The sequence below is a fragment of the Candidatus Dechloromonas phosphoritropha genome (assembly GCA_016722705.1).
GTDB classification, from domain to species: Bacteria; Pseudomonadota; Gammaproteobacteria; order Burkholderiales; family Rhodocyclaceae; genus Azonexus; species Azonexus phosphoritrophus.
Map to the genome: position 1 here is coordinate 2,679,723 of JADKGN010000004.1, position 23,496 is coordinate 2,703,218.

20 protein-coding genes and 2 pseudogenes are annotated in these 23,496 nt (G+C 60.3%); 7 read left to right on the forward strand and 15 right to left on the reverse strand.

The genetic code is table 11. The features are described from left to right. From ureA to IPP03_18790, 5 genes and pseudogenes are all read right to left on the reverse strand, one after another. Positions 1–303 (reverse strand): urease subunit gamma, encoded by a 303-nt coding sequence (gene ureA / locus IPP03_18770; GenBank protein MBL0354594.1) that lies wholly within the window; start codon positions 301–303, stop codon positions 1–3. Between the two features lie 9 nt (positions 304–312). Then, positions 313–1,179 (reverse strand): urease accessory protein UreD, encoded by an 867-nt coding sequence (locus IPP03_18775; GenBank protein ID MBL0354595.1) that lies wholly within the window; start codon positions 1,177–1,179, stop codon positions 313–315. 177 nt (positions 1,180–1,356) lie between these two features. Beyond that, positions 1,357–3,537 carry a catalase/peroxidase HPI gene (gene katG / locus IPP03_18780; GenBank protein MBL0354596.1) on the reverse strand — a complete coding sequence of 727 codons (2,181 nt, stop codon included), beginning with the start codon at positions 3,535–3,537 and terminating at the stop codon, positions 1,357–1,359. Between the two features lie 124 nt (positions 3,538–3,661). Next, on the reverse strand, positions 3,662–4,192 hold the full coding sequence (locus IPP03_18785; protein MBL0354597.1) for a DNA starvation/stationary phase protection protein: 531 nt from the start codon (positions 4,190–4,192) through the stop codon (positions 3,662–3,664). Positions 4,193–4,400: 208 nt separating this feature from the next. Beyond that, positions 4,401–5,695 (reverse strand): annotated as a pseudogene (locus IPP03_18790) (IS4 family transposase). Positions 5,696–5,955: 260 nt separating this feature from the next. On the opposite strand from IPP03_18790, the gene IPP03_18795 reads away from it, so the two are divergent. Then, positions 5,956–6,960 carry a cytochrome-c peroxidase gene (locus IPP03_18795; protein ID MBL0354598.1) on the forward strand — a complete coding sequence of 335 codons (1,005 nt, stop codon included), beginning with the start codon at positions 5,956–5,958 and terminating at the stop codon, positions 6,958–6,960. A gap of 319 nt (positions 6,961–7,279) precedes the next feature. On the opposite strand, the gene urtE is transcribed toward IPP03_18795, so the two are convergent. The 8 genes and pseudogenes from urtE to IPP03_18835 form a co-directional block, all read right to left on the reverse strand. Next, positions 7,280–7,972, reverse strand: a complete 693-nt coding sequence (gene urtE / locus IPP03_18800; protein MBL0354599.1) for an urea ABC transporter ATP-binding subunit UrtE — start codon at positions 7,970–7,972, stop codon at positions 7,280–7,282. A 3-nt stretch (positions 7,973–7,975) separates the two neighbouring features. After that, positions 7,976–8,815 (reverse strand): urea ABC transporter ATP-binding protein UrtD, encoded by an 840-nt coding sequence (gene urtD / locus IPP03_18805; protein MBL0354600.1) that lies wholly within the window; start codon positions 8,813–8,815, stop codon positions 7,976–7,978. After that, complete coding sequence (gene urtC, locus IPP03_18810) at positions 8,812–9,924, reverse strand: urea ABC transporter permease subunit UrtC (GenBank protein ID MBL0354601.1); 1,113 nt, start codon at positions 9,922–9,924, stop codon at positions 8,812–8,814. The genes urtD and urtC overlap by 4 nt, the downstream gene beginning before the upstream one ends. Before the next feature lie 11 nt (positions 9,925–9,935). Then, complete coding sequence (gene urtB, locus IPP03_18815) at positions 9,936–11,513, reverse strand: urea ABC transporter permease subunit UrtB (protein ID MBL0354602.1); 1,578 nt, start codon at positions 11,511–11,513, stop codon at positions 9,936–9,938. Between the two features lie 38 nt (positions 11,514–11,551). Further along, complete coding sequence (locus IPP03_18820) at positions 11,552–12,010, reverse strand: hypothetical protein (GenBank protein ID MBL0354603.1); 459 nt, start codon at positions 12,008–12,010, stop codon at positions 11,552–11,554. A 198-nt stretch (positions 12,011–12,208) separates the two neighbouring features. Beyond that, positions 12,209–13,222: a site-specific integrase gene (locus IPP03_18825; protein MBL0354604.1), complete on the reverse strand. Its 1,014-nt coding sequence runs from the start codon at positions 13,220–13,222 to the stop codon at positions 12,209–12,211. After that, positions 13,215–14,190: pseudogene (locus IPP03_18830) on the reverse strand (tyrosine-type recombinase/integrase). Before IPP03_18830 ends, IPP03_18825 begins: the two are co-directional and overlap by 8 nt. Further along, the gene (locus IPP03_18835) at positions 14,187–15,275 is read right to left on the reverse strand and encodes a tyrosine-type recombinase/integrase (protein ID MBL0354605.1); all 1,089 of its coding nucleotides are present in this window, start codon (positions 15,273–15,275) and stop codon (positions 14,187–14,189) included. The pseudogene IPP03_18830 and the gene IPP03_18835 overlap by 4 nt, the downstream one beginning before the upstream one ends. On the opposite strand from IPP03_18835, the gene IPP03_18840 reads away from it, so the two are divergent. Next, a complete protein-coding gene (locus IPP03_18840) occupies positions 15,264–16,481 on the forward strand; it encodes an IS256 family transposase (GenBank protein MBL0354606.1) in 1,218 nt (405 codons plus the stop codon). The two genes, IPP03_18835 and IPP03_18840, sit on opposite strands and share 12 nt — an antisense overlap. A 10-nt stretch (positions 16,482–16,491) precedes the next feature. On the opposite strand, the gene IPP03_18845 is transcribed toward IPP03_18840, so the two are convergent. Then, positions 16,492–16,824, reverse strand: a complete 333-nt coding sequence (locus tag IPP03_18845) for a site-specific integrase (protein ID MBL0354607.1) — start codon at positions 16,822–16,824, stop codon at positions 16,492–16,494. Between the two features lie 291 nt (positions 16,825–17,115). Here IPP03_18845 and IPP03_18850 point away from each other — a divergent pair, with 291 nt between their 5' ends. Further along, positions 17,116–17,994: a site-specific integrase gene (locus tag IPP03_18850; GenBank protein ID MBL0354608.1), complete on the forward strand. Its 879-nt coding sequence runs from the start codon at positions 17,116–17,118 to the stop codon at positions 17,992–17,994. Between the two features lie 8 nt (positions 17,995–18,002). Further along, positions 18,003–19,202 carry an IS91 family transposase gene (locus tag IPP03_18855; GenBank protein MBL0354609.1) on the forward strand — a complete coding sequence of 400 codons (1,200 nt, stop codon included), beginning with the start codon at positions 18,003–18,005 and terminating at the stop codon, positions 19,200–19,202. A 437-nt stretch (positions 19,203–19,639) separates the two neighbouring features. On the opposite strand, the gene IPP03_18860 is transcribed toward IPP03_18855, so the two are convergent. Then, positions 19,640–19,945 (reverse strand): winged helix-turn-helix transcriptional regulator, encoded by a 306-nt coding sequence (locus tag IPP03_18860; GenBank protein MBL0354610.1) that lies wholly within the window; start codon positions 19,943–19,945, stop codon positions 19,640–19,642. A 111-nt stretch (positions 19,946–20,056) separates the two neighbouring features. Between IPP03_18860 and IPP03_18865 the strand changes: the two genes are divergently transcribed. The 3 genes from IPP03_18865 (at position 20,057) to IPP03_18875 (ending at position 23,412) form a co-directional block, all read left to right on the forward strand. Continuing rightward, positions 20,057–21,094, forward strand: coding sequence for a permease (locus IPP03_18865; protein ID MBL0354611.1), 1,038 nt, complete (start codon positions 20,057–20,059; stop codon positions 21,092–21,094). A gap of 515 nt (positions 21,095–21,609) precedes the next feature. Then, complete coding sequence (trmA, locus tag IPP03_18870; GenBank protein MBL0354612.1) at positions 21,610–22,698, forward strand: tRNA (uridine(54)-C5)-methyltransferase TrmA; 1,089 nt, start codon at positions 21,610–21,612, stop codon at positions 22,696–22,698. Between the two features lie 12 nt (positions 22,699–22,710). Continuing rightward, positions 22,711–23,412, forward strand: coding sequence for a DNA alkylation repair protein (locus tag IPP03_18875; protein ID MBL0354613.1), 702 nt, complete (start codon positions 22,711–22,713; stop codon positions 23,410–23,412). The last annotated feature ends 84 nt before the right edge of the window (positions 23,413–23,496 follow it).

The window sequence follows — 23,496 nt, forward strand, 5'->3', positions numbered from 1 at the left end:
TTAAATGATTGGGTTGTGGACGGTGACCAGCTTGGTGCCGTCCGGGAAGGTGGCCTCGACCTGGATTTCCGGGATCAGCTCGGCGATGCCGTCCATCACGTCGGCGCGGGTCAGCACCCGCGTGCCTTCGTGCATCAGCTCGGCGACGGTCCTGCCTTCGCGGGCGCCTTCCATGATCGCGCAGGTGATCAGCGCCACGGCTTCCGGGTAGTTAAGCTTCAGACCTTTCGCCTGGCGTCGCTCGGCGAGCAGGCCGGCGGTGAAGATCAGCAGTTTGTCTTTCTCGCGGGGTGTCAGTTCCATACGGACTCCTCAGGTATTCCAAATTCTGGGCAAAATTGCCGGTCGACCGCAACAGACCGGTCGCAGGATTTTCCAAAGTTCGGCGAACCACAGTCGGGCGGCTTCGCTATTGTCGCCCAGGTAACGCGCGACAAGCACGCCGGGCAGGGCAGTGAGGCCTTGGTTAGCTTGGTCGGGCGGAGCAATAGCACGCAAAGCTTCGAGCAGTGCAGCAGCCTGTTGCGGCAGTTCGGGAAAGCTGCACAGCAAGGTGCCGCACACAGTATTGCCGGCCCAGCCGGCCGTGCTGTTCAACATTGGGTCGCCGCCGGCAAAACAGCCGCGTTCGAGCCAGATTGGCTGCTTGCTGCGGTCGACCCGATAAAACAGGTCAAAACGGCCATTGGTAAAACGCTCGCCGGCAGCGGCGCGACCGAGGCAGAGAATGTCCCAGCCGAGGAAACGGCTATCGGCGGCGAGCGAAACATGGGTGGCCATGTGCGCCCAAGCGCCGTCGAAAAGGATAGTTTCCTGCGGCAACCACTCCAGCATTGCACCTTCGTCCACCGTGAAGTCGATGCGCTGCGAAGCTTCCGCTCCACCGCTGCGATACCACTTGCCGGCGCCGGGCGTGGTCAGTTGGGCGTGCGCGGCGCCGCCGATATCCGCCGAAATCACGAGATGATCACCGCCGACGATGCCGGACGGGGGGTGCAGCACAATGGCCTGACAGACCGTCTCGCCTTCCGGGTAGAGGGCTTTCTGCACGCGCAGCGGTCCCTGATGGCGATTTTCACGCAACACCGTCCTGGCGCCTGAACGGACGAAGGAAAGATTCAATTCAGCGTGCCAGGAGGAAGAAAGCGCCGGCGACGACACTGGAAGGCGCGAAGTCATGCGCCAATTATCCGGGAAACTCGGGACGGCTGGGAATACGCAGGAATGCGCAGGGGTCGGAGTCGACCAAAAGCCTCCCTTCTGCCGCTCGACAAGTAACTCGCCCGGGCATTGGCGGCCTTCAAACAAAGACATTCCCAGCCAGCCGTTTCCGGCCGGCCGGGAGTTCTGTGGCAGTTAGGCCAAATCGAACCGGTCAGCGTTCATGACCTTGGTCCAGGCGGACACAAAGTCCTGTACGAACTTCTGCTTATTATCATCCTGTGCATAGACCTCGGCATAGGCACGCAGAACCGAGTTCGAGCCGAAGACCAGATCGACGCGAGTTGCCGTCCATTTGACGGCACCAGTCTTACGGTCGCGGATTTCGTACAGATTTCGCCCGGCAGGTTTCCATATGTAGGCCATGTCGGTCAAATTGACGAAGAAGTCATTGGTCAGCGCACCGACACGATCGGTGAATACTCCATGCTTGCTGCCACCGTGGTTGGTGCCAAGTACGCGCATGCCACCCACCAAGGCTGTCATCTCGCAGGCCGTCAGTCGCATCAACTGGGCACGGTCAAGCAGCAATTCCTCGGCGCTGACCACGTAGTCCTTCTTCAGCCAGTTGCGGAAGCCGTCAGCCAAAGGCTCGAGCACATCGAACGACTCGGCATCGGTCATCGCATCGGTGGCATCGCCACGCCCCGGGGCGAAGGGCACGCTCACCTCGACACCCGCAGCCTTGGCAGCCTGCTCGATGCCGACGTTGCCCGCCAGCACGATCACATCGGCTACGCTGACGCCGGTCTCGGCGGCAATCCTTTCATAGACCGCCAGTACCTTGGCCAGACGCGCGGGTTCATTGCCTTCCCAGTCCTTCTGCGGAGCCAGACGGATGCGCGCACCATTGGCGCCGCCGCGCTTGTCCGAACCCCGGAAGGTATGGGCGCTGTCCCAGGCGGTGGACACCATTTCACTGATGCTGAGGCCGCTGGCGGCGATCTTCGCCTTGACGGCGGCCACGTCGTAGTCCTTGCGGCCGGCGGGCACCGGATCTTGCCAGATCAGGTCTTCCTTCGGGGCGTCGGGGCCGATGTAGCGAGACTTCGGACCCACGTCGCGGTGGGTCAGCTTGAACCAGGCACGGGCGAAGACTTCCGAGAAGTAGGCCGGATCCTTGTGGAAGCGCTCGGCGATCTTGCGGTATTCCGGGTCGAACCTCATCGCCATGTCGGCATCGGTCATCATCGGCTTGCAGCGGATCGACGGGTCTTCGACATCCACCGGCATGTCTTCTTCCTTGATGTTGATCGGTTCCCACTGATGAGCCCCCGCCGGGGACTTCTGCAGCCACCAGTCATAGCCGAGGAGCAGGTCGAAATAGCCGTTGTCCCATTTGGTGGGGTGGGTGGTCCACGCGCCTTCGATGCCGCTGGTCACGGTGTCGCGGCCGATGCCGCGGGTGGTGTGGTTGATCCAGCCCAGGCCTTGTTCTTCCAGTTCGGCACCTTCGGGCGACGGACCAAGGTTCGCGACACTGCCATTGCCGTGCGACTTGCCGACGGTGTGGCCGCCGGCGGTCAAGGCCACGGTTTCCTCGTCGTTCATGGCCATGCGGGCGAAGGTGATGCGCACATCGTGCGCGGTCTTGAGCGGGTCGGGCTTGCCGTCCACGCCTTCCGGGTTCACATAGATCAGGCCCATCATCACGGCGGCCAGCGGGTTTTCCAGATCACGTTCGCCGGAGTAGCGGCTGCCCTGGCTGCCGCTGGGGGCGAGCCATTCCTTTTCGGAGCCCCAGTAGGTGTCTTTTTCCGGGTGCCAGATGTCTTCCCGGCCAAAGGCGAAACCGAAGGTCTTCAGACCCATCGATTCATAAGCCATGGTGCCGGCCAGGATGATCAGGTCGGCCCAGCTGATCTTGTTGCCGTATTTCTTCTTGATCGGCCACAGCAGGCGGCGCGCCTTGTCAAGGTTGGCGTTGTCCGGCCAGGAATTGATCGGCGCGAAACGCTGGTTGCCCGTGCCGCCACCGCCACGGCCGTCGGCGATGCGGTAGGTGCCCGCCGAATGCCAGGCCATACGGATCATCAGGCCGCCGTAGTGGCCCCAGTCGGCCGGCCACCAGTCCTGGCTGTCGGTCATGAACTCCTTGACGTCTTTCTTGAGCGCTTCGATGTCGAGCTTCTTGAGCTCTTCACGATAGTTGAAGCCCGCGCCCAGCGGGTTGGTCTTGGTATCGTGCTGGTGCAGGATGTCCAGGTTGAGGGCCTTGGGCCACCAATCCATGCTCGACATGCTTGCCGACGTCACACCGCCGTGCATGACCGGGCATTGTCCGCCGGTATTCGTGTGGTTCTTATCCGCAGCCATTTGATCTCTCCTGATGAAATGATTAAATGAAACAACGACTTCACATTAGAATGATCTCGCTATTTGAACCAATTGATTGCTTTAATTTTATTCATAGTAATTATCAATCGACCCTTGCTGAAGCTCACTCCTCAAGCAAACTACGCAGCATCCAAGCCGTTTTCTCATGTACGTCGATGCGCTGGGTCAGCACATCGGCGGTCGGTTGGTCATTGACTTTATCCACCAGTGCAAACAGATTGCGGGCCGTACGGGCGGTAGCCTCCTGCGTAGCAACCAGATGTCGAACCATGTCAGTTGCCTTGGGCACCCCCTCCGCCTCCTTGATCGAGGCGAGTTTGACGAACTCCTTGTAGGTGCCCGGTGCGGGAAATCCCACTGATCGGATGCGCTCGGCGATGACATCCAAAGCATTCCACTGTTCGGTGTACTGGGTCATGAACATGTTATGCAGGCTATTGAACTGCGGTCCAGTCACGTTCCAGTGGAAGTTGTGCGTCATCAAGTAAAGGGTATAACTGTCAGCCAATAGTGCCGACAATCCGGCGGCAATCGCTTTGCGGTCGGATTCGCCAATGCCAATATCGATAGGCGCAGATTTGATTTTCCTGGTTGCCACAATTGTTCTCCTCAAGGTGGGTGAACCCCGGATCATGTCGAGACAAGGTTTCCAGGCTGGAAACGGCGCTCGAACCAAACCCTCAGTTGATCCGGAGATCGTTGAAATCACTGTCCCTCTTGAAATAGCGGGAAGAGATTGGCTGGCTGGCGACAGGCTGGCTGGCTATGGAATGCACTACAGGCATTAACGCATTCCATTACACACAAATTATTCAAAATTACACTTTGAAGTTGAACTCGCGTCATAACGCATGAGCCTCTCTCGCGAATCTGATCCCGGCGGCGAAATCGACGACGCGTTGAAGGCCAAGCCAAAGGGTCTTCACCCCTGGCTCGCCATCGCCCTTGCGGGCCAGAAATCCGCCAAGCATCGCCACCAAGCGCACCACTTCATTGAGCCTGGGCGGCGTCTTGGGCACCTTCTTCCGATTCAGGATGTAAGCCGCTTGCCATTCGTCCTGCTCGAACAGCAAGGCCGCATCCAGGTCTGGGCAGGTACGGCCCAGGCGCATGAGTCGGGCAATCCGCCAAGCCACCACCATGAACAGCGCCAGCGCCCGTTCCAGCCGCGCCACGGTGCTCAACTGCAACGCCTCTACGCGGCAGCCGTTCTTGAGGACATGGAAGAACAGTTCGATCTCCCAGCGCGCCCGGTACCAGTCGATCAGTTCGGTCGCCGCTTCGAAAGAGTTAATCGGCCGATTGGTCAGCAGCCGCCATTCCACCGGCTTCACGCCCTCGGGGGCACTTTCTTCTCGCGCCACCAGACAACTCACCTCGATCCGGCTCCCCTTGCCGTCGGAGACCGTCACCCGCTTTGCCCAGACTCGTTGCCGAACGTCCCGCGCCTTCTGTCCTTGCCGCGAAGGCATCGTGAAGCGGATGCCGCCGAGCGCTTCGCTGGCCAGGACCTCAGTCCACAGCTTGCCGCCCTCGGGAAGCGCCCGATTGTGCTGGGAACGAATCAGCCAGTCGGCGGGATGCCCCAGCTCGCGGGCTTGCACCATCAGGGCCACGATGTCCGCCTCCCGATCCGCCACATACACCAGCCGGGTGTCCGGCATGCTGCTCGCCAACTCCGCGATGCGGGTGTAGCCCTCCGTCCAGCGGGTGCTTTCCAGCAGGCCACCTCGTTGGCCGCTCGCGTCCTTGGGTTCGCGTGCCCACATCCAGGCGTCCAGAACACCCAAGGGTTCACGCTGCGGACTGACCGCGTAGGTGGGATGCACGTACATCCCGCGTTGGGCTTCATACGAGAGCGGCCCCAGACCGGCAATGCGCTGACCATTGAAGTCGAGTTCCGTGGTGTCTTGGATGCACAGCACCACCGGATGCACCCGCATGCGCGTTTCGGCGCTTCCCCAGTGCGAGGCCAGGATGGCTTCCCATTCGATGTCGTCCTGCGCAAAAAACGATACGCCGCCTGGGTTTCCGCCCAGCCGCCGCAGGCTTGCGGGATACTGGCCATCGGATTGGCTGCCATGCGCTCCGCCAGCAGCACCGTGCGCTTGTCCAGACGCCGGTCGCCCAGGTCGATCGCCTTGAATTCTTCCGCTGCCCAACCCATCACATCCACCCAGCATTTCTTGTAAAGTCAGCATGTTACGCAGAGGTGTTGAAGTTGTGTGTAATGGGATGACATTAACGCCTGCTCATTCGCCAATCTAGCACATAAAACTTGCATTGATTTTCCGATTTCCTGTGCAAAGCAGGTATTTGATCTACATCAATATCGAGCGACTCACAAAGCGCGACATCAAGGTTTTCTGATTCAACAACAGGACGGAGCGCGACATTATGCAAAGCAAACTTTCGATTGCCATTTCTCTAATCGCAGGCACGTTGATCGGCCAGACAGCTTTCGCCGCCAACAAGGAACCGATCCAGCCTATCGCGCCGGCCAAAGTCACCAATCCGGCCCTGGTTGAATTGGGCAAACAGCTCTATTTCGATCCGCGCCTCTCCAAATCCGGCTTCATTTCCTGCAACTCCTGCCACAACCTGTCGATGGGCGGCACCGACAACATCAAGACCTCGATCGGCCACAACTGGAACGAAGGCCCGATCAACGCCCCGACCGTGCTGAACTCCAGCCTTAACGTCGCCCAGTTCTGGGACGGCCGTGCGGCCGACCTCAAGGCGCAGGCCGGCGGTCCGATCGCCAATCCGGGTGAAATGGGCTTCAGCCACACGCTGGCCGTTGACATGCTGCAAACCATCCCCGGCTATGTCGCCGAATTCAAGAAAGCCTTCGGCACCGAAAAGGTCACCATCGACGAAGTCACCAAGGCCATCGCTGCCTTCGAGGAAACCCTGGTCACGCCAAACTCCCGCTTCGACAAGTGGCTGAAGGGCGACAAGAAGGCGCTGACCAAGGATGAACTCGCCGGCTACCAGCTGTTCAAGGACACCGGCTGCGTAGCCTGCCACAACGGCCCGGCCGTCGGCGGCAACTCCTTCCAGAAGATGGGGCAGGTTGAGGTCTACAAGGCTTCCAGCCCGGCCGAAGGTCGTTCGGCGGTGACCGGCAAGGACGCCGACCGCTTCAACTTCAAGGTGCCGACCCTGCGCAACATCGAATTGACCTATCCTTACTTCCATGACGGCGCCGCCAACACGCTGCCGGAAGCAGTCGATACGATGGCGCGCATCCAGCTCGGCAAGAAATTCACGCCCGAGGAAAACGCCAAGGTCGTGGCTTTCCTGAAGACCCTGACCGGTGATCAGCCAAGCTTCAAGCTGCCGATCCTGCCGCCGTCTGCCGACGCAACGCCGCGTCCGACGCCGTTCGATAAAAAATAAGAGCGCAAATCGAGAATCGACGGGGGCTGCGGCCCCCGTTTTTATTGCATTTTCCGAATTTTGCGGGGGTGCATCGTGTGGAGGGTTTTCAAGCTGAGCGAGCCAAGGAAACGCTGATTTACGCCCAGCGATTGAGAGTGACCCCACCGCCAGCAACTGGCCACACTGCCGACGTAGCGAGTGAGATATCCCAACGGGGCCATGGCCGAGGATTTGCCGGCAGGCAATCGTCCAGAACGGCTGCTGCACTTTGTTCGCGGTCTTTCAACAAATGACCGGTTGAAGGGCTGAATTGGCTCGTTTTACAACCTTCCGCTGATCAAACCGCCAGCGCCTCCCGCACTCCATCTTGTGGCATCGTTTCGCCGCGGCCGCGCATGATGAACTCGCCACGTTCCATCAGCAGATATTGGTCGGCCAGCGCCTCGGCGAAATCGTAGTACTGCTCGACGAGCAGGATGGCCATCTCACCGGTTTCTGCCAACATGCGGATGGCGCGTTCGATGTCCTTGATGATCGACGGCTGGATGCCTTCGGTCGGCTCGTCGAGGATCAGCAGCTTCGGCCCCATGGCCAGAGCGCGGCCGATGGCCAGTTGTTGTTGCTGGCCGCCGGAAAGGTCGCCGCCGCGGCGGTGCATCATCTGCTTCAGGACCGGGAACATGTCGAAAATGCGCTGCTGGATCGGCGTACTGCCTGGCTTGGTGGCGAGGCCCATCAGCAGGTTTTCCTCGACCGTCAGGCGCGGGAAGATTTCGCGCCCTTGCGGTACGTAGCCAATGCCGGCCCTGACGCGCTCGTGCGGCGGCAGGTGGGTGATGTCCTTGCCGTCGAAAGTGATGCTGCCCGATTTGCTCTTGACCAGCCCCATCAGCGACTTGAGCAGCGTGGTCTTGCCGACGCCATTGCGGCCGAGCAGGGTGGTGACTTTGCCGGTTCCGACTTCGAAAGACAGTCCGCGCAGGATGTGGCTACCGCCGTAGGCCTGGTTGAGATTTTCTACGGTAAGCATGTTTTAGCGTCCCAAATAGACTTCAATAACGCGTTGATCATTCTGCACCGTGGCAAGATCGCCCTCGGCCAGCACCGAGCCTTCGTGCAGCACGGTGACCAGTCCGCCGAGGCGTTCGACGAAGGTCATGTCGTGTTCGACGACGACCAGCGAGTGCTTGCCGGCAAGCGAGACGAACAGTTCGGCGGTGCGCATGGTTTCGTCGTCGGTCATGCCGGCGACCGGCTCGTCGAGCAGCAGCAGTTTCGGTTCCTGCATCAGCAGCATACCGATTTCCAGCCACTGCTTCTGGCCGTGCGAGAGCAGGCCTGCCAGGCGGTCGGCTTCGCCATCGAGGCGGATCAGGCGCAGGGTTTCGGCGATCTTGTCGCGCTCGTCGCCAGCCAGCCAGGCCATCAGGCTCTTCCAGACGCGCTTGTCGGTCTTCATCGCCAGTTCAAGGTTCTCGAACACGGTGTGCTGCTCGAAGATGGTCGGTTTCTGAAACTTGCGGCCAATGCCGATGTGGGCAATTTCCGGTTCGGTCAGGCGCGTCAGGTCAATCGACTGGCCGAAGAAGGCCATGCCGGAATCGGGCCGCGTCTTGCCGGTGATGACGTCCATCATCGTCGTCTTGCCGGCGCCGTTCGGGCCGATGACGCAGCGCAGTTCGCCGGCGTCGATCGTCAGGTTGAGGTTGTTCAGCGCCTTGAAGCCGTCGAAGCTTACGGTGATCTCTTCGAGATAGAGCGCGACGCCGTGCGACAGGTCGAGTTCGCCGGTGACGAGGTGGCCCATCTGGTCGGCGCCATCGCTCCCTTCCGGAACGTTATCGACAACGAGGGTGGTTTCAGCGGCGCTCATGCTGCGGCTCCTTTCCTGGCCATCAGTTTCTTCCACAGGCCGACCAGGCCTTGCGGCAGCATCAGCGTGACGACGATGAACAGCAGGCCGAGGAAGAACAGCCAGTATTCGGGGAAGCTGACGGTGAACCAGCTCTTGGCCAGGTTAACCACGAAGGCGCCAATGACCGGCCCGATCAGCGTGCCGCGCCCGCCGACGGCGACCCAGATGGCGATTTCGATGGAGTTGGCCGGGCTCATTTCGGAGGGGTTGATGATGCCGACCAGCGGCACGTAGAGCGCCCCGGCGATGCCGCACAGCACGGCGGAGATGACCCAGATGGTCAGCTTGTACCAGAGCGGGTTGTAGCCGATGAACATGACGCGCGATTCGGCGTCGCGGATGGCGGTCAGCACGCGGCCGAACTTGGATTTGACCAGCCAGGCGGCGAAGATCAGCGTCGCGGCGAGCATCAGCGCGGTGAGGCCGAAGAGCACCAGACGCATTTCCGAGGAGGTGATGGGAAAGCCGAGGATGCGCTTGAAGTCGGTGAATCCGTTGTTGCCGCCGAAGCCAGTTTCGTTGCGGAAGAAGAGCAGCATCGCCGCGTAGGTCAGTGCCTGGGTGATGATCGAGAAATAGACGCCCTTGATCCGCGAGCGAAAGGCGAAATAGCCGAAGACCAAGGCGACCAGCGCCGGGACGGCGACCACCAGGAAGGCCGCCCAGCCGATATGGTCGCTGCCGACCCAGAACCACGGCAGTTCCTTCCAGTCGAGGAAGACCATGAAGTCCGGCAGGTCGCTCCGGTAGCTGCCGTCGCGGCCGATCTGGCGCATCAGGTAGATGCCGAAGGCGTAGCCGCCGAGTGCGAAGAACAGGCCGTGGCCGAGCGACAGGATGCCGCCGTAGCCCCAGATCAGATCCATCGCCACCGCCACCAGCGCGTAGCACATAATCTTGCCGATCAGAGTGATCATGTAGGTGGAGACGTGGAAGGCGCTTTCTTCGGGCACCGCGAGGTGGAGGATGGGCACCGCGATCAGCGCGATGGCGAGGAAGATGCCCAGCGCCAGCCACTGTTTGCTGTCCAGTGCGGACAGGATGCGAACGATCAAAGGTTTGCGCATGGTGCCGGCCCTTACTCGACGAAACGGCCCTTGAGGGCAAAGATGCCCTGCGGACGCTTCTGGATGAAGATGATGATGCAGACGAGGATGGCGATCTTGGCGATCACCGCGCCGGCCCAGCCTTCGAGGAGCTTGCTGAAGATGCCCAGCCCGAGCGCCGCCCAGACCGCGCCGGCGAGTTGCCCAACGCCACCGACGACGACCACCATAAAGGAATCAACAATGTAGCCTTGGCCCATGTCTGGGCCAACGTTGGAAATCTGCGACAGGGCGACGCCGCCCAGCCCGGCGATGCCGGCGCCGAGGGCAAAGGCCATGGTGTCGATGCGCGCGGTCGGCACGCCGACGCAGCCGGCCATCGGGCGGTTCTGCGTCACGGCGCGGACGAACATGCCGAGGCGCGTCTTGTTCATCAGCACCCAGACCAAGAAGAGCACGAACATGGCGAAGCCGACGATGATGATGCGGTTCCATGGCAGGATCAGGTTGGGCATGATCTCGATGCCGCCAGACATCCAGCTCGGGTTGGCGACCTCGACGTTCTGCGCGCCGAACAGCACGCGCGCGGTCTGGATCAGCACCAGCGAAATTCCCCAAGTGGCAAGCAGTGTTTCCAGCGTGCGGCCGTAGAGCCAGCGGATGACCGTGCGTTCCATGACGACGCCGACCAGCGCGGCGGCGAAGAAGGCGACCGGGATAGCCGCCGGCAGATACCAGTCGATATAGTTTGGCAGGTAGGCGCGGAACAGCGTCTGTATGCCGTAAGTGGCGTAGGCGCCGACCATCAGCAACTCGCCGTGCGCCATGTTGATGATGCCCATCACGCCGTAGGTGATCGCCAGGCCGAGCGCGCCGAGCAGCAGGATGCTGCCGAGCGACAGCCCGGAGAAGGCGCGGCCGACGTTTTCGGCGATGGCCAGCCGGCTGTCGATGGCCTTGACGGCGGCGATGGCTTCGTAACGCACCTTGTCGTCCGGCTCGCCGGCCTTTTCGGTGAGCGGCAGCAGCACGCTCCTGATCGTCGGCGACGAGGTTTCGGCCAGCGCCTTGACCGCCGCCATGCGCGCTTCCGGGTCTTCGTTGCCGAGGTTAGCCTGGGCATGGGCGAGGACGAGCAGCGCCTTGATTTTGGCGTCGCTTTCCTTCTCCAGCGCGCGCGCCAGTAGCGGAGCCATCGCCGGGCTGACGCTGCTTTGCAGCTTTTGCGCCGAGGCCAGGCGGACGCCGGCATCGGGGTCAAAGAGTTTCAGCGCCGCCAGCGCATTGGCCAATTCGCCGCGAATCCGGTTGTTGACCGTAACCGATTCGGGATTGGCCGGCATCGCGATTGCCGCGCTGGTGGCGGCATCGAAGGCCTTGTCGCCGTCGATGATCACCGCCTTGTCGCCGGCCAGAAACAGGCTGTCGTCGGCCATCGCCTTGAGCACGCGCACGGCATAGGGGTCGGCGGTCTGCGTCAACTGCTGGATCGCCGCGACCTTGTCGCTGGAATCCTCGGCCGCCAGTTGATTGACCTGGTCCGGGTCGAGCGCGGCCCGCGCCGACAGGCTGCAGGAGAAAAGCAGAAATACGAGAATTTTTTTGGTCATGAAAGATCCGTCCGCAATTTGTGCAGTGCAGCGACAGATTACGGGGCGGACCGGAAGGCGGGAATACGATGAATTGCGTAGTTGGGCGCGAGGCGGCAGCGGCGCTGGTTCAAGACCGCTGTGTCAATGGGCAGAACGCCTTGCCACCTGTATCGTGAGCTACCGGAATTGATGGTCGTCCAGACAGTGGGAAGGGCCGGATGCGACCCATACCCGCCCCACGGGTTGCTCCAAAGCGGCCGTAGGGTGAACACAACCCATGACGTCTTGGATTCCGGCAGGAATACCGCCGGCGCACGGTTGAAGCCTGCCTGCGAGACTGCCGGCATCGACGTGCGCTCCCTGCAACGCTGGAAGGTCGCGATGCCCTCGGCCAGCGCGGTACGACGCACCAGATGCGCGGCATGGTCGGCATGGTCGATGTCATGCACCTCCCAGCCGACGATCTTGCGGCTGTAGAGATCGAGAATCAGATAGGGTCGGGACACGACAGCCATCTTTTCGAGTTCATTGCCGGAAAGCCGCCATTGAAGTTTCGCTTCCCGGAAGCTGCCATTCGTCACTGAGTGCAGGCGACCCTTAGCTGTCGGTGGTGATAGGCCCAAAACGGCCACTATGCACAGTTTGAAACTATGCACAGTTGCCTCGGGATTCGCAACGCTGGCCGCTGTTGAAGCCGGCGCTGGTGCACATAGTTACAGCGTCTGGAGGAATCGCATGAGTAGGTCAGGCGCCTTGAAACGACGGATCATCGTGTCAGGCGCCTCCAACCTCGCGAGTGCTTTCTCCTTCATCGCCAGGTCGGCCTCGACATAACGGTGTGTTGTAGTGGTGCTTTCGTGCCCCAGCCACAGCGCGATCACATTGAACGGAACCCCTGATTGCAACAGATGCATGGCTGTCGTATGCCGAATTATGTGCGGCGAAATGCGCTTCTTCACGATGCTCGGCGCTTGATTGGTGGCGCGCGCGACGGCAAGCTCAAGGCGCTGAACAACATTTGATCGCGACATCGCATGTCCTTCGCGGTTCGGCAGCAAGGGTTCCTCACCACGTAACGCCGGGTTTAGTCGAAGCCAGGCACGAACCTCTGTGACCGTGGTATGCCAGAGAGGAACCGATCGCTGTTTGCGCCCCTTACCGTGCAGATGCACGCATGCGCCACCGTCAAGGACGACGTCCGTAACACGTACGCCAATGATCTCGGAGACCCGGGCGCCGGTGTTGTAGAGCATGGCCAAGAGCAGATGGTCGCGCTGAGAGGTCCAGGTTTCCCCGGGTTGCCCCAAGACTGCGAGCATCTCCTCGCGCGTGAGGAAGCCGAGCATGGGGCGCTCGAACCGCTTCATCGGAACTGCAAGCGCTCGCTCGACCACGTGCAGCGAAGCCACGTCACGTCGGCCGGCGAATTTCAGAAACGCCCGTAGAGCCGTCAGTCGAAGATTCCGGCTACGCACGGCGTTATGTCGCTCGCGTTCCAGATGATCCAGAAACGCCAGGATTAGATCCGGCTGAATGTCATTGAGTTTCAGGCTCGTCGCCGCCCTCTTCAAACGCTGACTGGAGAAGTCCAGGAACAGCATGAGCGCATCGCGATAGCAGGCCACCGTACGCGGACTGACTGCACGTTGTGTGACCAGATACTCGGTGAAGAACTGCTGAACCAGAGAGGCAAACGATGGCGGCCTCGGTGCAATGGCTTTACGCATCGGGCACCTCCCTCTGATGCATGTAGGACTCGAATCGTCCTGCGGCGAGCGCCATCAACTCCGGCACTGCCGAGAGATACCAGTAGGTGTTGGTTACATGCGCATGGCCGACGTACGTCGATAACGACAGCATCGCCTGATCCGATGTCCACTCCTTGCGCCATCCACAGCAAGATGCGGCGCACGACGAAGGTGTGCCTCAAATCGTGGATGCGAGGAGCGTGATGCGCTCCCCGGTTGCGCCAACCCAATTGCTCACGCAAGTTGGCGAATACGCGATGCACCTGATGACTATCCATAGGTAGTCCGAGTCGTTGGCCCCGAGTAGCAATAAAGAGCGGAGCCTCGCCCTGTTCAAAGTTTCCCACCAGATTGCGCATCCAAAGATAGCGGCGCAATGCGACCACAGTGCTGGGGTGTAGTGCTACTTGCCGCGACTTGCCGAACTTTGCTTGGTGGATAGTGAGCATGCTGTACTTGAGGTTGATGTCTTCGTTACGCAGTGCCAGGACTTCGGAGATTCGCATTCCGGTACTGGCAATCAGACCAAACAGCGTTTCATACACGACGCACCGCAATCCCTGCGCAGGCCCAAGACGCCGGGCGGCAGCCAGCAGATCGACGATCTCCTGCTCGCTATAGATATGCGGCGCCAGTCGTTCCGGCAGCGGTCCGAAGATGGCGTCGTCAGGCACCTCAGTGTGCGGTTCAAATTGCTGTAGCCAACGCAGAAAGGTACGCAGCAGCTTCAGTCGGCGCGCCCAAGTAAGTGGATCTGTGCTTCCGTGACTGTCGTGCCGTGCCCAGTCGGTCATGACATCTACGGTCAGTGGCCCACGATAGCGGACTGCCAGAACATGTTTCGCGAAGCTGCGTAGGGCGTATGCCTGAGTGTGGTCAGAGAAACCCAGGCGGTGACGCTCGACCAAATAGCCCTCAACACGCCTGTGCAGTGAGACCGTACTCATGACGTGCTCCCTGGCCATGGGAGTGCAACCTCAATGAGCTTTCGACTGTCGAGTTTGGCGTAGATCATGGTGGTGTTCAGAGAACGGTGGTGTAGGACGTCTGCCACCTCCTTGAGGGAAGATCCTCCGGCCAGGAGTCGATTGGCCATCGTATGGCGCAGCAGGTGAGGGCGCGTATAGGGAAGCCCTGCGCGCGCGAAGGCTTGGCGGATCGTTTTGCGAACAAGATCGGGGCCAACGGGTACATCGCGTGGTGCCACATGGCGCACGAAGACGGCGCGGTTGCTGGTCTTGGGCCGTTCGTGCTGCAGGTAGGCTGCGATGGCTTTACCAGTGGCCACAGGCAGTGGCAGCACGTCCTCGCGGCGCCCCTTGGTATGTCGCAGCGTGATCGTTCCGGCGCGCCAGTCGATATCATCGAGGCCGATTCGCGCAACCTCGCCGCTACGTAGTCCAAGATCGAGCGCACAGTGCACAATGGCCTCAGCGCGCCGCATTGAGCGACCGGACTGACCAAGCGCGCCGATTAACTGCTCGACTTCCTCGGCCGTCAGGGTCTTGGGTAACGAGGATAGCTGCCAGTTGGCGGGAAACGAAAGCACGCCGATCAGTCCATGCACTTCATTGCCAAGCGATGTGCGGTAGCGGAAGTACCCGTGCAATGCCGACACCACCGTGCCGGCCGTTGCCGGCTTGCTGTAAAGCTTGGCTTGTTGTGCGAAGAACCGACGAACATGGTCGGGCTTGATCGCGGCAATGTCGATGGCACCGTCGCCGAAGCGGGAGACCAGCAACCTGCCTACGATGCGTAAGGCGATGCTCCGGGTCTTGGGTGCCAGGCCGCGCACGTGATCCATGTACGTATTGTAGCGCACCAGTTCCTCATCTACCGGCGTCGACTTCACCGTTGGTTGCGCAACGGCGCCGCGAGCACGCAGCACGACGAGAAGATGTCCCAGCGCGGCGCTCAAGGATTGAGTCCCTAAACTGCTGTAAATCGGGTGGCAGGTAGCCACCGCTTCGATTCGGTAAACTGACGTTGCGAGACGATCGATAACCGAAGGAGAGAAGCGATGACTGGGTATGAGGTTAGCGTAGGAACGGACTTGCTGCCAGGGCTTTTAAACGGGCAGGACGGGCTGGCGAAACTGGTGGAAGCGGTGCTCAATCAAGTACTGGAGGCGCAGGTGACGGAAACGCTGGGGGCGACGCGGCACGAGCGCACGGACGAACGGGCCGGCTATCGCAACGGCTACCGGCCACGCACCCTTTACACGCGGGTTGGGCCGGTGACGCTGCTGGTGCCGCAGACGCGGGACGGCAGCTTTTCGACGGACATCTTCAAGCGCTACCAGCGGAGCGAGCAGGCCTTCGTTCTGGCGCTCATGGAAATGGTCGTGCACGGTGTCTCGACGCGCAAGGTCTCGGCGATCACCGAAGAGCTGTGCGGCGCCAGCTTCTCCAAATCGATGGTGAGCGCACTGTGCGCCGGACTGGAACCGCGGGTCAGCGCGTTCAACGAACGGCGGCTGGACGGCGAGTATCCCTTCGTGCTGGTCGATGCCCTGTTGATCAAGAGTCGGCAAGAAGATCGTGTGGTTTCGCGTGCCGTGCTGACCGTCTCAGGCATCCGCTCCGATGGCTTCCGGGAGATTCTGGGCGTGCGGATCGGCGACACCGAGAGCTTCGCCACCTGGGACGAGACCTTCCGCTGGCTCAGAGGGCGCGGCCTCAAGGGCACGCAGTTCATCATCTCGGACGACCACGGCGGCCTGCGTGAAGCGGCAGCGCGGCACTTTCAGGGGGCCAGCTGGCAACGCTGTCAGGTGCATCTGATGCGCAACATTCTGGGCCAATGCAACACCCGCCACCGCGCCGAGGTGGCAGCTGCCGTCAAGCTCGTGCTGCAGGCGCCCGATTTGGTCGAGGCCAAGCGCCGCCTGGCGGAATTCACCGAGCGCTTCGCCAAGAGCGCCCCCAAAGCGGTGGCCTGCCTCGAAGCAGGATTCGAGGATGCCATGGCGGTAATGGTCTTGCCCGAGAAGTATCGCAAGCGGCTACGCACAACGAACATGCAGGAGCGGCTCAACGAGGAAATTCGCCGGCGGGAGCGCGTGATCCGCATCTTCCCCAACGACGAGTCAGCCTTGCGCCTGATCGGCGCTCTGCTGGCCGAACAGAATGAGGCTTGGCAGGAACGGAAGTACCTCGACATGGATGAATTCAAGGAGTGGGCGGCTTCCCGCGCCGCAGCTAGCGAGGGCAACAACGTTGTTGCCCTCGCTAGCTGAAAACCATTCGTCATTCATCGGATCGAAGAGTATTTACAGCAGATTTTGGACTTGACTCGCTCAGACTGCGACGATCACTACAAATCGGACCGGTGCATCGGCATTCAGGAAGATGCCTGTCAAGGAATTCGGCAACGACTGGTTCGTCAATGCGCCGGACCTGCAGACGTCGGCTACGCGTCCATTGGGCGAAGTGGGCAATGCTGCGCATGCAACTGCTGAACGTGTTCGCCGCGTACCCACGCTCAGTCAGGTACTGCTTGTACGCATCAATGTGAGGCGCGAAAGGGCCCTCGACAAGCCAGTCGATACGGTTGAATCGTGATGATTGGGTGTTTCCCATGGTGGTCTCCTGAAGTGGAGCCACCACTGCACTCTGTGACAAAAACTATGTCCAGCTCTTTACCGCGCCACTTCCCAGAGAGCCAGGCCACGACTGTCTCGGTGACTTTCTATCGATGCCAACTGTGCATAGTTTCAAACTGTGCATAGTGGCCATTGTACTAAACCGCTGACGCGGTAATCGCCGATTGACGGCCGAATTCAGTGGGATGGATTTACAGAAGGCTCCTGACGGAGAACGATGAAGTCGCTGCTTGCAGCACTTCACTCATTCCCGATAAGGAGCTTAATCATGACCCCACTACGCCGGCGCATGCTCGAAGACATGGGCATTCGCAATCTCGCCATGAACACCCGATTGTCCTACGTACAACAGGTCGCTGCATACGCAAGATACTTTCACCGTCCGCCGGAGGAACTCGGGCCGGAAGAGATCCGAACCTACCAACTATATCTGATTGAGACCCGGAAGCTCGCGCCGAGCAGCGTGGGCCTGGCGACCGGTGCGTTGCGCTTCCTCTACAAGGTGACGCTCAAACGGCCTTGGTCCGTCGAAGAAATTCCGATGCCCAAGCGGCCCTTCAAGCTACCGGTGATCCTCAGCAGAGAGGAAGTGATGCACTTCCTCGACTCGGTAGGCAGTCTCAAGCATCGAACGCTTCTGACGGCCGCCTATGCGGCTGGCCTGCGCGTCTCCGAAGCCACTCACCTCAAGGTGACGGATATCGACAGCCAGCGAATGATGCTCCGGGTCGCCCAAGGGAAGGGACAGAAGGACCGCTATGTGATGCTCTCGCCGCGACTGCTCGAGACCTTGCGGCTGTATTGGAAAGCCGAGCACCCGAGGCTGTGGCTGTTTCCGGGCGATCTGCCAGGTCAGCCGATCACCCGCGGTGCTGTCACGCTGGCCTGCCAGAAAGCCCACCGCGCATCGGGCATCGCCAAGCCGATTACTGCTCACTCGCTGCGTCACGCCTTCGCCACGCACCTGCTTGAGTCCGGCACCGATGTTCGCACCATTCAACTCCTCCTCGGGCACCGCAGTCTGGCCACTACGTCGCGCTACCTGAAGGTGGCGGCCAGTACCGTGTGTGCCACGACCAGTCCCTTTGACCTGTTGCCCAAAGTGGAACCTCCGCCCCTGACACCGACACCGCCTGCTCATTTCTGAGGCGGGCGTTGCGTGCCATCGGGCTCGAACTGGCGGACATCTTTCGCCAAACCGGGCCCCGTTTCCGCGAGGACCACGCTGACGCGCTCAGTCGCGGGCAGCGCCGCGTCATGAGCGCGGTCGAGCGCTGCCGCACCGCCGCTCTCGGCGGACACGTGGAGCAGTGTGACGCCTGTGGTCACCTGCGCATTGCCTTCAACAGTTGCCGCAATCGGCACTGCCCGAAGTGTCAGTCCCTGGTGCGTGCGCAGTGGCTGGATGATCGCCACGCCGATCTCCTGCCTGCGGATTATTTCCACGTCGTCTTTACGTTGCCAGAGGAGATTGCAGCGATCGCGTATCAGAACAAGGCTGTGGTCTATGACATCCTGTTCCATGCAACTGCCGAGACCTTGCGCACGATCGCGGTGGATCCCAAGCACCTCGGTGCCGAGATCGGCTTCATCGCGATCCTGCACACCTGGGGTCAGAATCTGCTGCATCACCCACATCTGCATTGTGTGGTGCCGGGCGGCGGCTTGAGTGCCGATGGTGAGCGCTGGATCGCCTGCCGTCCGGGGTTCTTTCTGCCGGTGCGGGTGCTCTCGCGGCTCTTTCGCCGGTTGTTTCTGGCGCAGTTACAGGCCGCCTTTGACGCCGGGCACCTACGCTTCTTCAACACTCTCGAACCGCTTCAGGTTCCACGTACGTTCGCCCACTATCTGGCGCCTGCGCGAAAGGTCGAGTGGGTGGTCTACGCCAAGCCGCCGTTTGGCGGTCCTCAGCATGTCCTCGAGTATCTGGGTCGCTACACCCACCGGGTGGCCATCTCGAATAATCGGCTGCTCGACTTTGGCGATGGCCAGGTTCGCTTTCGCTGGAAGGATTACCGCCATGAGTCGCGTCCGAAAGTGATGTGTCTGGATGACCAGGAGTTCATCCGCCGCTTCCTGCTACATGTTTTACCGGACGGGTTTCAACGGATTCGGCATTACGGCTTCCTGGCCAACCGCCACCGCGCGGCCAAGCTGGCCCTCTGCCGGCAGTTGCTCGCCGAACCCACACCCGTGGTCGAGATTCCTGATGTACCGCTCGACTACCGTGACCACTACCAGTTGCTGACCGGCAACTCGCTGCGTGACTGCCCAAAGTGCGGACGTGGCCACATGCTTCGCATTGAAACCTTCCTGCCCGGCACCCTGCCGCGCGGACCACCTCGTCATGGCTGATGGTCTCGACTTTACTCACTCTCAAAAAGGCGTTGCGAGTTTCCCCGGCAGCCATCGGGCATCCTATTGCCAGAGCGGACATGCGCCGCCGAAATGCCCTCTTGCCTTGGCTGGGCTATCCATCAAAGCGCTGCACCCAACCGCCCGAGATCGAGCATGCGCACAGGAAATGCATTCTTGTGCCTATGCGGCGCGCTTCTCGCGGTTGCCAATCTCGCGCACCAACAATACCGTTCTGATTCAAACCCCATAGCTCCACCGCCTGCGCGGGCGGTTCAGTACAACAGGATTTTTAGCCTACCGGTCGCGGTGGTGGCGCTACACCTCCTACCAACCTCGGCACGCCGCGCCCGCCAAGCTAAAAACCCTCTGCACTATGTAAAGGTTTACATAGCGGCCAATAGTGGTCATTAAATGACTAGGATGTCCGGGGTGAGTCAATCTGAAGGTAAATCTGTCTTACCAACACAGCACTCTTCCCGGAGGAAGCTGATCAAGCCCTCTAGGTGTGCATACTCAGGTATACACACAATGGTTCGACTGTGCTTTTCCTGTCGAATTAGCCCTACGTTGGCCATGCGTGAAAGGTGATGTGACAATGTGGATGCAGGGATAGCCAAGGCTTTCTGTAATTCTCCGACGGAGGCACCTTGGTGCCCGGCTTTCACTAAAAAACGAAACACTGCCAACCGGTGACTATTTCCAAGCTCGGCTAAGCTTGCCGCGACATTATCGTGCTGCATGATTTCCCTCTACATATTTCTACATTTCTAGAATTATGATTGACAGGGGCTCGAGTGGCAAATTATTATCAGCCAATCATTTCGATAAAACTAGAAGCATGGATACGACTTATGTCACAACAACTCCACGATGCCTTAAACATGTTTGCGTTCCTGGCGGTCGAGCTATCGGCTCTGTTCATTGGTATAAGCCTGCTAGTTGGTGCTCTACAACGCCATATCCCTCCATCCAAGGTTGAGGCTTTGTTGAGCTCCAGTCGGAGTCGAGGATATTTTCTAGCAGCTGGCTTGGGTGCCATCACTCCATTTTGTAGTTGCTCGACTATACCGATGTTAAAAGGCCTGATTCGTGCCCGTGCAGGATTTGGCCCTATGATGGTTTTCCTGTTCGCTTCCCCGCTATTGAATCCCATCATCGTCGCGTTGCTCGTTGCAACCTTTGGTTGGGCGCTCACTGCTATTTATGTACTGTCTGCATTACTAGTTTCTCTTAGTGCTGGATGGTTGCTGCAAACACTAGATTTTGAGCGTTACGTCCGGCGTGAGTCTGGTGTGGTTACGTCTAGCTGTGGGGCGCCTGGTAATGGCTGTAATGCCAATGCGATTGTGGTTACAACAGATTGCGGAGCCAATACTTGTAATAGCGAGGCTGCAACTCCCTCTTGCAGCTCTGAGGTCAAGCAAGGTGGTCAGTCTAAAGGTTGCGCCGGTGGTCAAAGCACAACAGCCACTCTCGTAAAGGGAAAGTACGCTGGCTTGTGGCGCGAAGCCTTGTCGGATTTTGTTGATGTCTTACCCTATCTGCTTATTGGTATTGCGATCGGTAGTGTGATTTACGGCTTCATGCCCACTGAGCTGCTTGTGCAGTACGCAGGCCCAGATAACCCTTTTGCGATTCCGGTTGCGGCCGTCATCGGCGTCCCTTTGTATATACGTGCTGAGGCAGTGATTCCGCTAGCTGCTGCGCTAATGGCTAAAGGCGTAGGTGCTGGAACTGTACTTGCGTTGATTATTGGCAGTGCGGGTGCAAGTCTTACTGAACTGATACTTCTTCGTTCCTTGTTCACGCCCAAGCTTTTGGTGGCTTTTGTTGCTGTTATCTTCTCCATGGCAATGATTGCAGGTTATGCGACTTATCTTTTCCTTTGAAGTCGCCCAGTAAAAAGGCGATGTGGATGTAGGTAGATTGAGGGTTTATAGCTAAAGACCTGCACCCAGCAGCAATGTCCTCAGTTAAAGAAGAACCAGGGACTGAATAGCCCCTGGTCTCTTAAACACTTCTGACGGACCGCTTCTGGCCGGGTCTTGCCAAATCGCACTCCAACTTGCTCGCCGTAAAGCCGCCGTTCAGGCTCCGACAGGCTTCAAAATTTCGATGGCACGTCAAACGGCAGGTCATGGCCGGTTCTTGCCTGATGATAAGTGAAAGTCGCCGGCAAGATATGGGCGGGATCGTTGCCGGTCGCACTCGACGTGGATCAAGTGCGCTCCCCGCATGATGTCTGGCATCATGCGGAGTAGTCGTTGGCTTCTCTACGAGTACGGCAAATTGCCGCCGGAATCGCCCGCAAAATGGCAGACCGGCGTATATTCCGCCCTCGCTTGATTTCCCGAACACCGGTTCAGGGTTTTCACCACCGAACCGGTTTGCCGCCGCTACGCCCATGCCATTGCCCCGCATCGATCCCGCCAACTACGCCGCGCAACTCGTCGGGAAGGTCGCGCAGTTCGAGCGCGATTTCACGCCGTTCGCCATCCCCGAGCCGGAGGTTCTCCCGTCGGCCCCCAAGCATTACCGGCTGCGCGCCGAGTTTCGCATCTGGCACCAGGGCGACCAGCTCGATTACGCGATGTTCGACCCGGAGAACCCGAAGCAGCCGGTGATGGTCGAGCATTTTCCGATGGCGGCCGAGTCGATCTGCGCGCTGATGCCGCGTCTGCTGGATCGTCTGCGCGCCAGCCAGACCTTGCGCGGCGGACTGTTTCAGGCCGATTTTCTGGCAACGCTGAGCGGCGAGCGGATGGTCACCTTGATCTATCACCGGCCACTCGGCACCGGCTGGGAACTGGCGGCACGCGACCTCGCCGCCGATCTCGGCATCCAGGTCATCGGCCGCAGCCGTGGCCAGAAGGTGATCCTTGATCGCGACTGGCTGCTGGAGGAATTCGAACTGAACGGGCGCCGCCTGCGTTACCAGCAGGTCGAAGGTGGTTTCACCCAGCCCAATGGCGCCGTAAACCGGCAGATGCTTGGCTGGGCCTGCAAACAGGCAGCGAGCCTGAGGGGCGACCTGCTCGAACTGTATTGCGGCAACGGCAATTTCACCATGGCGCTCGCGCCGTTGTTCGAGAAGGTGCTCGCCACCGAGGTCAGCAAGTCGTCGGTGCATGCCGCGCAGTACAACATCGCTGCCAACGACATCGTGAACGTCGCACTGGTGCGTGCCTCCAGCGCAGAAATCGCCGATGTACTGGCCGGCCGCGAAGTGCTCAAGCGGATGAAGGGCATCGATCTGGATAGCTACCGCTTTTCCACCTTGTTCGTCGACCCGCCGCGCAGCGGGCTGGACGCGACGACGCTCGAATTCGCCGCCGGCTTCGACCATATCCTGTACATCTCGTGCAATCCGCAGACCCTGCAGGAAAACGTCGCCGCGCTGCAGGTCACGCATGTCGTCAGCGCCGCGGCGGTGTTCGACCAGTTTCCCTATACGCACCACCTTGAGTGCGGCTTGCTGCTGACCCGGCGCTGAAATTCGGTGACCATGCCCGCCAGTCAGGCAGCGACGACGCCGGAACAACTTGTCGCGCAAATTCAGCACACCCTTTCAGCACTCGCCGATCCGGCGCGGGCTGCTTCCATGCGCGCCTATCTGCGCGACCAGTTTCGCTTTCTCGGCATCCCGACGCCGGCCCGGCGCGCCGCGCTCAGTCCCCTGCTCAAGGTGGACTTCGACCAGAAACGGCTGTTGGCCGCAGCAGACCAGTTGTGGCGCTTGCCCGAGCGTGAATACCGCTACGCCGCCATCGACCTGCTTGCCCGCCACGTCGGGCGGCTGGGCTTGAGCGCCGTCGCGCCCATGCTGGCGCTCGCGCAACGGGAACCGTGGTGGGAAACCGTCGATGGGCTGGCCGGCATCGTCGGCGATGTGCTGCGCGCCGCGCGCCGCAATGACCCGGATGCGCAGGTGACGATGGATACCGCGCTGCTTCACGAGTGCCTGTGGGTGCGGCGCATCGCCATGATCCATCAACTCGGCTGGCGGCTGGAAACGGACAGCGGGCGGCTCTTTGCTTATGCCGAAACGCTGGCGCCGGAGGGCGATTTCTTCATCCGCAAGGCGATCGGCTGGGCCTTGCGCGACTATGCCCGCTGGCAGCCGCAACAAGTGCGCAATTTTGTCGCGGCGATCGGCGGCCGGCTGTTGCCGCTCAGCGCCCGCGAGGCGACGCGGCGTATTGCGTGACGGTTGCGGTCGACCGTCGAAAAAGCCCGAAATTACAAACCCTGTCGCGCCGGGCCAAAAAAACGGGGGCCGAAGCCCCCGTCC